Source organism: Streptomyces sp. ISL-12 (genome assembly GCF_018614415.1).
Taxonomy (GTDB): Bacteria; Actinomycetota; Actinomycetes; order Streptomycetales; family Streptomycetaceae; genus Streptomyces.
In genome coordinates this window covers 1-12580 of the sequence record NZ_JAGGOO010000013.1, presented here as the reverse complement: position 1 = coordinate 12580, position 12580 = coordinate 1, and the positions used below count along the sequence as shown (strand labels likewise).

Annotated in this window: 10 protein-coding genes and 2 pseudogenes; 8 read left to right on the top strand and 4 right to left on the bottom strand. The window is 72.6% G+C overall.

From position 1 onward, the window contains the following. Positions 1–195 precede the first annotated feature (195 nt). From xylA to J7I94_RS03810, 5 genes are all read left to right on the top strand, one after another. Positions 196–1368, top strand: coding sequence for a xylose isomerase (gene xylA / locus J7I94_RS03830; RefSeq protein WP_215165083.1), 1173 nt, complete (start codon positions 196–198; stop codon positions 1366–1368). Positions 1369–1476: 108 nt separating this feature from the next. After that, positions 1477–2736 (top strand): sugar ABC transporter substrate-binding protein, encoded by a 1260-nt coding sequence (locus J7I94_RS03825; RefSeq protein ID WP_215165081.1) that lies wholly within the window; start codon positions 1477–1479, stop codon positions 2734–2736. Positions 2737–2747: 11 nt separating this feature from the next. After that, the gene (locus J7I94_RS03820; RefSeq protein WP_215165080.1) at positions 2748–3704 is read left to right on the top strand and encodes a carbohydrate ABC transporter permease; all 957 of its coding nucleotides are present in this window, start codon (positions 2748–2750) and stop codon (positions 3702–3704) included. A 5-nt stretch (positions 3705–3709) separates the two neighbouring features. Next, a complete protein-coding gene (locus J7I94_RS03815) occupies positions 3710–4537 on the top strand; it encodes a carbohydrate ABC transporter permease (RefSeq protein ID WP_215165079.1) in 828 nt (275 codons plus the stop codon). Positions 4538–4569: 32 nt separating this feature from the next. After that, positions 4570–5946, top strand: a complete 1377-nt coding sequence (locus J7I94_RS03810) for a GH1 family beta-glucosidase (protein WP_215165078.1) — start codon at positions 4570–4572, stop codon at positions 5944–5946. A gap of 39 nt (positions 5947–5985) precedes the next feature. Here the strand turns inward: J7I94_RS03810 and J7I94_RS03805 are convergent, their stop codons facing one another. Further along, complete coding sequence (locus J7I94_RS03805; RefSeq protein WP_215165077.1) at positions 5986–7227, bottom strand: ROK family protein; 1242 nt, start codon at positions 7225–7227, stop codon at positions 5986–5988. Positions 7228–7344: 117 nt separating this feature from the next. Here J7I94_RS03805 and J7I94_RS03800 point away from each other — a divergent pair, with 117 nt between their 5' ends. The 3 genes from J7I94_RS03800 to J7I94_RS03790 all read left to right on the top strand — a co-directional run bounded on the left by J7I94_RS03800 (position 7345) and on the right by J7I94_RS03790 (position 9748). Next, positions 7345–8517, top strand: a complete 1173-nt coding sequence (locus tag J7I94_RS03800) for an MFS transporter (protein WP_215165117.1) — start codon at positions 7345–7347, stop codon at positions 8515–8517. Positions 8518–8580: 63 nt separating this feature from the next. Beyond that, a complete protein-coding gene (locus J7I94_RS03795; RefSeq protein ID WP_215165076.1) occupies positions 8581–9315 on the top strand; it encodes a maleylpyruvate isomerase family mycothiol-dependent enzyme in 735 nt (244 codons plus the stop codon). A gap of 148 nt (positions 9316–9463) precedes the next feature. Continuing rightward, entirely contained in the window at positions 9464–9748 is a 285-nt protein-coding gene (locus tag J7I94_RS03790) for a DUF6332 family protein (RefSeq protein WP_215165075.1), read from the top strand. Here the strand turns inward: J7I94_RS03790 and J7I94_RS03785 are convergent. The 3 genes and pseudogenes from J7I94_RS03785 to J7I94_RS03775 form a co-directional block, all read right to left on the bottom strand. Further along, positions 9718–10374: a response regulator transcription factor gene (locus tag J7I94_RS03785; RefSeq protein ID WP_215165073.1), complete on the bottom strand. Its 657-nt coding sequence runs from the start codon at positions 10372–10374 to the stop codon at positions 9718–9720. The genes J7I94_RS03790 and J7I94_RS03785 overlap by 31 nt on opposite strands. After that, positions 10371–11558 (bottom strand): annotated as a pseudogene (locus J7I94_RS03780) (sensor histidine kinase); the annotation flags it as partial. The pseudogene J7I94_RS03780 and the gene J7I94_RS03785, both read right to left, overlap by 4 nt. A 142-nt stretch (positions 11559–11700) precedes the next feature. Beyond that, positions 11701–12580, bottom strand: a pseudogene (locus J7I94_RS03775) (hyaluronate lyase); the annotation flags it as partial.

Here is a 12580-nt window from a genome sequence, read left to right as displayed (position 1 = left end):
CAAATCGGCGCGGAAGGGCTCCGGTTCGACTTTTCGGCCTCTGAACTGGCCTGATAACCGAAGAGAACGGCGCACTCACGGAGAGAAGGGCCCCCTGTGGGGCTAGCGCGGAAGCCGCTCCGTGACGTATTAGTCATGCCATCAAACAAAACCGTCCGGCGTGGGAGCCGACGGTACGACAGCAAGGGCCGCACGATGTCGAAGCGCTTCAACCCCACTCCCGAGGACAGGTTCACGTTCGGTCTGTGGACCGTTGGCTGGCAGGGCAGGGACCCGTTCGGGGACGCGACCCGGCCGGAGCTGGATCCGGTCGAGTCGGTGCGGCGTCTGGCGGAGCTGGGCGCGTACGGGGTGACGTTCCACGACGACGATCTGATCCCGTTCGGTGCGCCGGAGGCGGACCGTGAGGCGCGGGTGAAGAGGTTCCGGCAGGCGCTGGACGCGTCGGGCATGAAGGTGCCGATGGCGACGACGAACCTGTTCACGCATCCGGTGTTCAAGGACGGGGCGTTCACCGCGAACGACCGGGACGTGCGGCGGTTCGCGTTGCGCAAGACGATCCGCAACATCGACCTGGCCGTGGAGCTGGGTGCCGAGGTGTATGTGGCCTGGGGCGGGCGTGAGGGCGCGGAGTCGGGCGGGGCCAAGGACGTGCGGGAGGCGCTGGAGCGGATGAAGGAGGCCTTCGACCTGCTCGCCCAGTACGTCACGGAGCAGGGCTACGGCCTGAGGTTCGCGATCGAGCCGAAGCCGAACGAGCCGCGCGGTGACATCCTGCTGCCGACGGTGGGGCACGCGCTGGCGTTCATCGAGCGGCTGGAGCGTCCTGAGCTGTTCGGGGTGAACCCGGAGGTGGGGCACGAGCAGATGGCGGGGCTGAACTTCCCGCACGGTATCGCGCAGGCGCTGTGGGCGGGCAAGCTGTTCCACCTGGATCTGAACGGGCAGTCGGGGATCAAGTACGACCAGGACCTGCGGTTCGGTGCGGGGGATCTGCGTTCCGCGTTCTGGCTGGTGGACCTGTTGGAGACGGCCGGGTACCAGGGGTGCCGGCACTTCGATTTCAAGCCGCCCAGGACCGAGGACATCGACGGGGTGTGGGCGTCGGCGGCGGGCTGCATGCGCAACTACCTGATCCTCAAGGACCGGGCCGCCGCCTTCCGCGCCGACCCGGAGGTCCAGGAGGCGCTGGCCGCGTCCCGGCTGGACCAGCTGGCCCGGCCCACCGCCGAGGACGGCCTGGCCGCCCTGCTGGCCGACCCCACCGCCTACGAGACCTTCGACGCGGAAGCCGCCGCCGCCCGCGGCATGGCCTTCGAACACCTCGACCAGCTCGCCATGGACCACCTCCTCGGCGCCCGTAGCTGACCCCCGGTCCGCGGGTCGGCCGGTGCCCGCGGACCTCCTCCCATCCGCCCCGTGACGCCGTGGTCGCGCGGGCGGGCCGGCACCCCCTCGCACCCAAGGGCACCCACCGTGACAGCACACCCTCCGGCCGCCGGACCTCGCCGGCGCCGTCGCTCACGCAGAGCCGCAGCCCCGCTCGCCGCCGTCTCCGTCCTGGTCGCCGGGGCGGCGCTGACCGGCTGCGGACAGCAACGCGACCCCGATGTGTACACCGTGATGAACTCCTCGACCGACGAGTCCTACCACCGCTGGGACGCCGAGGCGATGGCCCGCTGCGGCAAGCAGCTGGGCGTCACCATCGAGCAGCAGAGCGTCCCCGCCGCCCAGGTCATGACCAAGGCGCTGCGCATGGCGTCCTCCAAGTCGCTGCCGGACGTCATCCAGTTCGACGCGTCCGAGATGCCGACGTTCGCCGACGCCGGCGGCCTGGTCGACCTCAAGACCCTCGGCCTGAGCACCCGGGACATCCCCGAGGGCATCGTCAACTTCGGCTCCTACAAGGGGACCTACTACGGCGCCGCCCGCTCCGTGAACACCCTCGCGCTCTTCTACAACAAGGACCTGCTCGACCAGGCCGGCGTAGAGGTCCCCAAGACATGGGACGAACTGCGCGCGGCGGCGAAGCAGCTCACCGAGGGCAAGCGGTACGGGCTGGCGCTCAGCGCGGGCGGCGCGGAGGACGGCGTCTTCCAGTTCATGCCGTTCATGTGGTCCAACGGCGGCGACGAGGCGGAGCTGGACAGCCCGCAGGTCGCCGAGGCGCTGGACTACTGGAAGGCGCTGCTGGCGGACGGTTCGCTGTCGAAGTCGACGGTCAACTGGACCCAGGCGGACGTCAACGACCAGTTCATGGCCGGCAACGCGGCCATGATGATCAACGGTCCGTGGCAGGTGGAGACCCTGAACACGGACAAGTCGCTGCACTGGGAGATCGCGCAGATACCGGTGCCGGAGGCGGGCGAGGACTCGGTCGGTCCGCTCGGCGGGGCCATCCTCACCGTGCCCAACACCGGCGACGAGCAGCGGGAGAAGACGGCCGGTAGGATCGTCGCCTGTCTCTCCAGCCAGAAGGAACAGCTGACGTACGCGCTCAACAGCTGGATGGTCCCGGCCAACGCCAAGGCCGCCGCCGTGTGGCGGGAGAAGGTGCCGGAGCTGGACGCGCTCGCCGACCAGGTGGCCGCGGCCCGGTCGCGTACCGCCAAGCTCGGCGCGGGCTGGTCGAGCGTGTCGCTCGCCCTGCAGAGCGCCTTCCAGTCCGCCCTGACCGGCCAGTCCAGCGAGGCCGCACTGAAGCGCGCCCAGCAGCGGGCCACGAGCGGGAACTGAGGAACGTGACCATGACCACCTCGACCGTCACCGCGACGCCGGCCGGCAGAGAGCCGAAGACGGCCACCGCTCCCGACCCGGACCGGCTCAGGCGCCGGCGCCGGCTCACCCAGTGGGGGTTCGTCGCCCCCGCCGTCGTCTTCATGCTGCTGTTCTTCGGCTACCCGCTCGTCCGCAACGTCGTGATGAGCTTCCAGCACTACACCCCGAAGACCTTCTTCACCGGCGAGTCCCCGTTCAACGGCACCGACAACTGGTCGAACGTCTTCCAGGACGCCCTGTTCGGCAAGGCCCTGTGGCACACCCTGGTGTTCACGGCCGGCTCACTGGTGGGCCAGTTCGGCATCGGCCTGGCGCTGGCCGTGTTCTTCAACCGCCGGTTCCCCCTCAACGGCGTCCTGCGCTCCCTGATCCTGCTGCCGTGGCTGGTGCCCATGGTGGTGTCCGGCGTGGTGTGGCGCCGCATCCTCGACCAGGACACCGGCGTCCTGAACACCTTCCTGGACACCGTCGGCCTGGGCAGCGGCCACACCCCCTGGCTGACCAGCCCGGACATGGCCCTGCTCTCCGTGATCCTGGTCAACATCTGGATCGGCATCCCGTTCAACATGGTCATCCTGTACGGCGGTCTCCAGGAGATCCCGAAGGAGCTGCACGAGGCGGCCGCCCTGGACGGCGCCTCCGCGTGGCGGACGTTCCGCTCCGTCACCCTGCCGATGCTGAAGCCGGTGGTCACGGTCGTGCTCGTCCTCGGCTTCATGTCGACGGTCAAGATCCTCGACCTGATCCTCGCCCTCACCGACGGCGGACCGGCCGACGCCACCCAGACCCTGGGCACGCTCACCTACCAGAACTCCTTCGTCCAGCTGGACTTCGGGGCGGGCGCGGTCGTCGGCAACGTACTCATCCTGATCTCCGCGGTGTTCGCGGTGTTCTACCTGCGGGCCAACCGCACCGAGGGGAAGTGACGTCCATGGCCTCGCAGACCACCACGGCACCGAGGCGCCGCTGGGGCTCCACCGTCGCCGGTGTGCTGATCCTGTGCGTGATGCTCTTCCCGCTGTACTGGATGCTCAACACCGCGCTCCAGCCCGAGTCGGGCCTGCTCAAGGTCGACCCGGTGCCGGGCAGCCTGGACCTGTCCGGCTTCTCCAAGGCCATCACCGACCAGGGCGGCCACCTGGTGACCTCGCTGGTCGTCTCGTTCGGCGCGGTCGTCATCTGCCTGGCGATCGCCGCGCCGGCCGCCTACGGGCTGGCCCGGTTCGGGCTGCGCGGCTCGAAGACCATCGTCTTCGGCACGCTGATCACCCAGATGGTGCCGGGCATCGTCATCGCCAACGCGCTCTACAACTCGTACGTCGACCTGGGCCTGGTCAACTCCTACTTCGGCCTGATGCTGGCGGACGCCTCGCTGGGCATCCCGTTCTCCATCGTGCTGATGCGCTCCTTCATGGTGTCGATCCCGGGCGAGGTGATCGAGGCGGCGCAGATCGACGGGGCCGGGCCGGTGCGGACGTTCGTCAAGGTGGTGCTGCCGATGAGCCGCAACTCGCTGATCACGTCGGGGCTGTTCGCGTTCCTGTTCTCATGGAGCGACTTCATGTTCGCGCTCACCCTGAACACCACCGACGAGGTCAAGCCGGTCACCCTCGGCATCTACCAGTACATCGGCGCGCACGTCGGTGACTGGGGTTCGGTGATGGCCGCGTCCGTGCTGTCGGCGGTCCCGGCGGCGATCCTGCTCGTCCTCGCCCAGAAGTACATCGCCGCCGGTATCACCGGGGGTTCCGTCAAGTGACGTCCACACCGAAGGAAATGGGTTCCGCAGGCATGACTTCCCCACGCTTCCCGTCCGGCTTCGTCTTCGGTGCCGCGACCGCCTCGTACCAGATCGAGGGCGCGGCGCGCGAGGACGGCCGCGGTCCGTCGATCTGGGACACCTACAGCCACACCCCCGGTCTGACGGCGAACGGCGACACCGGTGACGTGGCCTGCGACCACTACCACCGCTACCCCGAGGACGTGGCGCTGCTGCGCGAGCTGGGCGTGGACTCGTACCGGTTCTCGATCGCCTGGCCGCGGATCGTCCCGGACGGCGGCGGCCCGGTCAACGCCAAGGGGCTGGACTTCTACTCGCGGCTGGTCGACGAACTGCTGGAGGCGGGCATCGAGCCGGCCGCCACCCTCTACCACTGGGACCTGCCGCAGGCGCTCGAAAACCGGGGCGGCTGGCGGGTGCGGGAGACGGCGGAGCGGTTCGCCGAGTACACGGCCGTGGTGGCTGAGCACCTGGGCGACCGGGTGCCGCGCTGGATCACGCTGAACGAGCCGTGGTGCAGCGCCTTCCTCGGCTACTCCATCGGCCGGCACGCGCCCGGCGCCAAGGAGGGCCGGGGCGCGCTGGCCGCCGCCCACCACCTGCTGGTCGGGCACGGACTGGCCGTGAAGGCGCTGCGCGCGGCCGGGGTGCGCGAGGTCGGCGTCACCCTCAACCTGGACCGCAACCTGCCCGCCACCGACTCCCCCGCCGACCTGGCGGCGGTGGTCCGCGCGGACACCCAGCACAACCTGGTGTGGACCGAGCCGATCCTCGCCGGCCGCTACCCGGCCACCGAGGAGGAGACCTGGGGCGAGCTGATCACCGGGGCGGACTTCCGGCAGGACGGCGACCTGGAGCTGATCTCCCAGCCGCTGGACTTCCTCGGCATCAACTACTACCGGCCGATCGTGGTCGCCGACGCCCCGCACCGCGAGCCCGACCCGGCGCTGCGCACGGCCACCGACAACCGGTACGAGGAGGTCACGCTCCCCGGTGTCCGGCACACGGCGATGAACTGGCCGGTGGTGCCGGAGTCCTTCACCGACCTGCTGGTGCAGCTGAAGAAGCAGTACGGTGACGCGCTGCCGCCGGTCCACATCACGGAGAACGGCTCGGCGGAGGACGACGCGGTCGCCGAGGACGGCGCGGTCCACGACGCCGACCGGGTGGAGTACCTGCGGGGCCATCTGACCGCGCTGAAGGCGGCGATGGACGCGGGCGTGGACGTCCGCGGCTACTACGTCTGGTCGCTCCTCGACAACTTCGAGTGGGCGTTCGGCTACGACAAGCGGTTCGGGATCGTCCGGGTCGACTACGAGACGCAGGAGCGCACGCCGAAGGACAGCTACCGCTTCTACCAGGAGCTGATCGCCGCCCACCGGCGGTGAGGTGACCGAGGGGGCCGCCCGGCGGGGCGGCCCCCTTTCTCATGCGCCGCCGCGTTCCGCGTACGCCGCCGGGTCCTCCAGCACCTCACGGACGATCACCCCGGCGGCGCCCCGGGCCGCGTCCCCGAGGGAGGAGGAGGCCCGCAGCCGCTTGCCGTCCTCGGTCCACAGCCCGGAGACCACCCGCAGCGCCAGTTCGCGGTCGACGGCCGGGGCCAGCCAGTCGCTCAGCTCGCGGTAGACGCCACCGAGCATCACCGCCTCGGGGTCGAAGAGGTTGACCGCCCCGGACACCACCACGCCGAGCTGCCGGCCCGCCCGCTCGATCGCCGCCAGGGCGTCCGGCTCACCGCGCCTGGCGCGGCGCCCCAGCTCCGCGACGCCCCGCACGCCCGTGTCCGCGTCGATGCCGGCGGCCGTGAGCAGGGCGCCCTGACCGGCGTACTGCTCCAGGCAGCCGCGCGCCCCGCACCGGCACAGCGGGCCGTCCGGGTCGACCACCATGTGCCCGATCTCCCCGGCGAAGCCGTGCGCGCCGCGCAGCAGTTCGCCGCGCAGGACCAGGGCGCCGCCGATGCCGATCTCGCCGGTCAGGTAGAGGAAGCTGCGCACCCCCTCGGTGCCGGCGCCGAACCACAGCTCGGCCAGGGCGGCGGCGTTGGCCTCGTTGTCGGAGCTGACCGGCAGCGCGCGCTGGGCGGGGCGCAGGGCGAGCAGCGCCTGCGCGAACAGGCCCTCGACGGCCACCCGCTGCCAGCCCAGGTTGGGGGCCTGGCGCACGCTGCCCCCGGTGACCAGCCCGGGCAGCGCGACATGGACGCCGGCCGGCGTGAGGTCCTGCTCGGCCGCCGAGCCGATGGCGCGGGCCGCGAGCCGGGCGGCGCGGGCCAGTACCTCGGAGGGCTGGACGCCCCGGTTGTCGACGTGTTCCACCAGCCGGACCCGGTCGGTGCCGGCGAGGTCGACGACGCAGACGGTGATGAAGTCGATGTTGATCTCGACGCCGAGGCCCGCCGGACCGGTCCTGGACACCTTCAGGACCGTGCCGGGCCGGCCCACCTGGCCGCTGCTGGTCTTGCCCCACTCGGTGACGAAGCCGTACTCCAGCAACTGCTCGACCAGGGAGGACACCGCCGCCCGGGTCAGTCCGACATGCGTGGCGACCCCGGCTCTGGTCGCCTCCCCCGCGTCGTGCACGGCCCTCAGGACCAGGCTGAGGTTGTGCCGTCTGACCGTGGCCTTGTCGGCCTTCGGCTCCAGGGGGGTCAGGTTGTTCATCATCGTGCTGTCGAGCGTATGCGACGCGGGAGGGGCCGGGACGGGCCCCTTGCCCGGTCCGGAGGGTGCTCCTACTCTCACTTTGTGCCGCCGATAAACAAAACCCGTTCGCACAACGACGTGCCGGGCCCCCGCACCGACCTCACCCGGCTCCGCATCGTCCTCACGGTCTTCTTCGCCCTCGACGGTTTCGTCTTCGCCGGCTGGGTGGTGCGCATCCCCGCCATCAAGGAGCAGACCGGCGCCTCCGCCAGCGCCCTGGGGCTGGCCCTGCTCGGGGTCTCCGCGGGCGCGGTCGTCACCATGACCCTGACCGGACGGCTCTGCCGCCGCTACGGCAGCCATCCGGTCACCGTGGTCTGCGCCGTCCTGCTGTGCCTCAGCGTCGCCCTGCCCCCGCTCACCCACTCCGCGCTCGCCCTGGGCGCCGTACTCCTCGTGTTCGGCAGCGCCTACGGCGGGATCAACGTCGCCTTCAACAGCGCCGCCGTCGATCTGGTGAACGTGCTGCGCCGCCCGATCATGCCCAGTTTCCACGCCGCGTTCAGCCTGGGCGGCATGGTCGGCGCGGGGCTCGGCGGGCTGGTCGCCGGGTCGCTGTCCCCGCTGTGGCACCTGCTCGGCCTCACCGTCGTCGGGCTGCTCGTCACCCTGTTCGCCGGGCGCGTCCTGCTGCGCTGCCCACCGCTCGTGCCGCCGGACCGCTCACCCCAAAGCGACGAGGCCCCGCGCAAGGCGGACGCCCGGACCCGCCGTCTCGTCGTCACCTTCGGCCTGATCGCCCTGTGCAGTTCCTACGGCGAGGGCGCCATGGCCGACTGGGGCGCCCTGCACCTGGAGCAGGACCTCGACGCCTCGCCGGGCGTCGCCGCGGTGGGGTACTCGTGCTTCGCGCTGGCCATGACGGTGGGCAGGCTGACCGGTACGGCCCTGCTGGAGCGCCTGGGCCGGACCCCGACCGTGGTGGCCGGCGGCACCGTCGCCGTGGCCGGCATGCTGCTCGGCTCGCTGGCCCCCTCGGTGTGGGCGGCGCTGTTCGGGTTCGCGGTCACCGGCCTGGGGCTGGCCAACATCTTCCCGGTGGCGGTGGAGCGGGCCGGAGCGCTGGGCGGTCCGGGCGGTGTCGCGACCGCCTCCACGCTCGGCTACGGCGGCATGCTCCTCGGGCCGCCCGCGATCGGCTTCATGGCCGACTGGTTCTCCCTGCCGGCCGCGCTCACCAGTGTCGCGGTGCTGGCCGGGGTGGCGGTGGTGGTCGCGGTCTGCAACCGGCGGGTGACGGCGCCGGGCTGAGGGCCGTCTCAGTCACCGAAAACCCGTTCCCCCGGGGGAGTTCGTCCGACAGACTCACCGCTCATGGAGACTGCGCGATTCATCGAGTTCCTGGACCGCGAGGGCCGGCTGCTGGCCTCGGCCGCCGATGCGGCCGGGAGTGACGCCGAGGTGCCGCACTGCCCCGGCTGGCGCGTGCGGGACCTGGTCGGACACACCGGGGTGGTGCACCGCTGGGCGGCGTCGTTCGTCGCCCAGGGGCAGACCTCTCCCCGCCCGATGGGCGATCCGCCGGACCTGGACGGCACCGCGCTCACGGACTGGTACCGCGCGAACCACCGGCGACTGGTCGACACGCTCACCGCCGCGCCGCCGGACGTCCGCTGCTGGCAGTTCCTGCCCGCGCCGACCCCGCTGGTGTTCTGGGCCCGGCGGCAGGCCCACGAGACCGCCGTGCACCGGTTCGACGCCGAGTCCGCCGCCGGCGGCGTCCCCTCCGCGCTCGACGCGGAGTTCGCCGCGGACGGCATCGACGAACTGCTGGGCGGCATGCACGGCCGCGCCAAGAGCCGGGTCCGCAGCGAGAAACCCCGCGTCCTGCGGGTCCGGGCGACCGACGTGGCCGACGCGGTGTGGACGGTACGGGTGACGCAGGAGCCGCCCGTCACCGAGCGCGGCGACACCGGGGACGCCGAGTGCGAGATCACCGGCCCCGCCGGCCGGTTGTACCTCGCGCTGTGGAACCGGCAGCCCTTCCCACAGGTCACCGGCGACGCCTCCCTCGCCGAGCTGTGGCGGCGGACGTCGGGCGTGGGCTGAGGAGGACGTCGGGCGTGGGCTGAGGAGGCTGGGCAGAGGAGGCTGGGCAGAGGAGGCTGAGCCGGAGAGGCTGGGGCCGAGGAGGCGCACCCTGCCGGGCCTGCCGTACCGGCTTGTCCGGCCGAAGGACACCTGTGAGACTCCCGGTATGACCAGTCAGGGAGCTCGGCGCAGCCAGGCCGAACGGGACGCCGTCACCGTCGAGATCGGGTACGCCCTGTTCAGCGCGGCGTTCGCGGCGGTCGTGCTGTTCGGGGCGGTGGCGGGACCGGCGTACGTCTTCGAGCTGCCGGCCGGGGCGCGCCGTGTGCTGGTCGGCGGGGGCGTGGCGGTGGCCGTGGCGGTCTTCGCCGTGCGGGTGGTGAGTGTGCTGCTCCGCTTCCAGCGGGCGGGTCAGCCCCGTCATCCCGGCAGGACGAGCCCCGACTCGTAGGCCGGCACCACCAGTTGCGCCCGGTCCCGCGCGCCCAGCTTCACCATGGTGAAGCTGACGTGGGTCTTCGCGGTGAGCGGGCTGACCACCAGGCGGCGGGTGATCTCCTCGTCGGACAGGCCGATGCCGACCAGGGCCATCACCTCCCGTTCCCGCTCGGTGAGCCGGTCGAGCGCGCCGGCCGCCGCGGGCTCCTTGGAGCGGGCGGCGAACTCGGCGATCAGCCGGCGGGTCACGCCGGGCGAGAGCAGCGCGTCGCCCGCGACCACCGCCCGCACGGCGCGCAGCGGTTCGTCCGGTTCGGTGTCCTTGACGAGGAAGCCGGACGCGCCGGAGCGGATCGCCTCGAAGACGTACTCGTCGAGTCCGAAGGTGGTCAGCATGACGACCTTCACCGCCCCGAGCCCGGGGTCCCCGGTCACCCGGCGGGTCGCGGCCAGCCCGTCGAGCACGGGCATCCGGATGTCCATCAGGACGATGTCGGGACGCAGTTCGCGCACCGCGCGCACCGCCGCCTCGCCGTCCGCGCTCTCCCCGGCCACCTCGATGTCCGGCTGGGCGTCGAGCAGCGCGCGGAAACCGGCCCGTACCAGTGACTGGTCGTCGGCGGGCAGGACGCGGATCACCGGTCTTCCTCCTTGTTCGTGTCCCTGGGTGCGAGCGGCAGGGAGGCGAGCACCGGAAGCCGCCGTCGGGGCGCGGCCCCGCCTCGATGGTGCCGCCGAGCGCCGCCGCGCGCTCCCGCATCCCGGCCAGCCCGTCGCCGCCGCCGCCCGCGTCGGCGCCGGTCGCGGGCCCGTCGTCGTCGATCCGCGGCCGCAGGACGGCGCCGTCCCGGCCGAGGCACACGCGCGCGTGCCGTGATCCGCAGTGGCGTACGACGTTGGTGAGGGCCTGGACGATGCGGAAGGCGGCCAGGTCGGTGCCGGGCGGCAACGGCGGAGGCTCTCCTTCCACGTCGACCGCGAGGCCCGCGCCCGCCGCCTCGCGGACCAGTTCGGGCAGGTTGGAGAGACCGGGGGCCGGGGCGCGCGGCGCGTCACCGGGGGCGCGGAGGCTGTCGAGCACCTGGCGCACCTCGCCCAGCGCCTCCTTGCTCTTGGCCTTGACGGTGGTGAGCGCCGTGCGCGCCTGCTCGGGGTCGGTGTCGAGGAGGGCGAGGCCCATGCCCTCCCGCACATTGATGACGGAGATGCTGTGGGCGAGGACGTCGTGCAGTTCGCGGGCGATCCGCAGCCGCTCCTCGTCGGCACGCCGCCGGGCCCGCTCGGCCCGCTCCCGCGCCCACTGCTCCCGTCGGGTCCGGGCCGGCTCCGGCAGGGCCACGACGGCCGCCGCCCAGGTGGCGGCCACGGCCTCCTGCCCCCGGGGGGCGGCGCCGTCCCCGGTCGGCGGCAGCCACCGGTACAGCCAGTGCGCCATCAGCACGTGCCCGGCCCACAGCGCCGCGACCACCGCCACGCGGCCCGGCGGTGCCCGGCGACGACGGCGCTGAAGCATGCGACGGCGACGGTGAGGAGCACCGGCCCGTAGGGGTAGCCGGCCCCCAGGTAGACCAGCACGGTGGCCGCCGTGCCGAAGGCGACGGCCACCGGACACCGCTGCCGCCCCAGCAGCAGGGCGCACGCCACCAGCAGCAGCACGTGGCCGAAGGGGTCGAGCGCGGCCCGTCCGCCGGTCTGGGCATGGGCGGCGAAGTCCGAGCCGAGCAGGACGAACGCCGTGAGCAATGCGGTGGACCGCCACGGCCACGGGTCGCCGCGGGGGCGGTGCCCTCCGGGGGCCCGTACCGCCACCACCGCCGCGGTCCGGCCCCGCGCTAGCGCTGTCCCTTCATGACGGCCGCGCTGGACGCCGGCCGTCCGGCCGGGCGTCACCCGCGCGGGGCGGTCACGTCTGCTCCCGGGGTAGTACGCCGACGCCCGACGCCCGCCCGGCTCAGGGAACGCAGGTCAGGAGCCGGACTGCTCCTCGGCTCCCCCGGCCGGTCCGGCTTCCCCGGCCGGCCCGTCCTGTCCGGCCTTCTCGGCTCCTCCGGCCTTCTCGGCTTCTCCGGCCTTCTCGGCTTCTCCGGCTGCCCCGGCCTCCGCGGTGGCGGCCGCCGGCCGGCGGTCCAGCCCGGTCAGGGCGCGCTGGGCGATGGGGTGGTTGCGGACCAGTTCGCCCAGCGTCGTCGAGCCCCGGGTGATGTCCCGGAACGCGTTCCACGCGGGCCGGAAGCCGGTCAGGGCCGCGTGGAAGATTCCCGGGCGGCGCTCGAACGCCGCCAGCATCCGCTTGCCGACGCTCATCTCGACGCCCAGCCCGGCCTTGATGGCGAAGGCGTAGTTCAGGGCCTGGCGGCGGGCGTCCACGGCGTCGTGCGCCTCGGCGATGCGCACCGCCCACTCCCCCGCGAGCCGCCCCGAGCGCAGGGCGAAGGAGATACCCTCCCGCGTCCACGGCTCCAGGAGCCCCGCCGCGTCCCCGCACACCAGCACCCGGCCCCGGGACAGCGGCGAGTCGTCGGCGCGGCAGCGGGTGAGGTGCCCGGAGGAGATGCTCGGCTCGAAGCCGGCGAGGCCCAGCCGGCCGACGAAGTCCTCCAGGTAGCGCTTGGTCGCCGCGCCCTCGCCGCGGGCCGAGATGACCCCGACCGTGAGCGTGTCGCCCTTGGGGAAGACCCAGCCGTAACTGCCCGGCATCGGGCCCCAGTCGATCAGGACCCGGCCCTTCCAGTCCTCGGCGACCGGCTCCGGAACCGGGATCTCCGCCTCCAGGCCCAGATCCACCTGGTCGACCTTGACCCCGACGTGCGCGGCTATCCGGCTGGCGCTGCCGTCCGCGCCGACG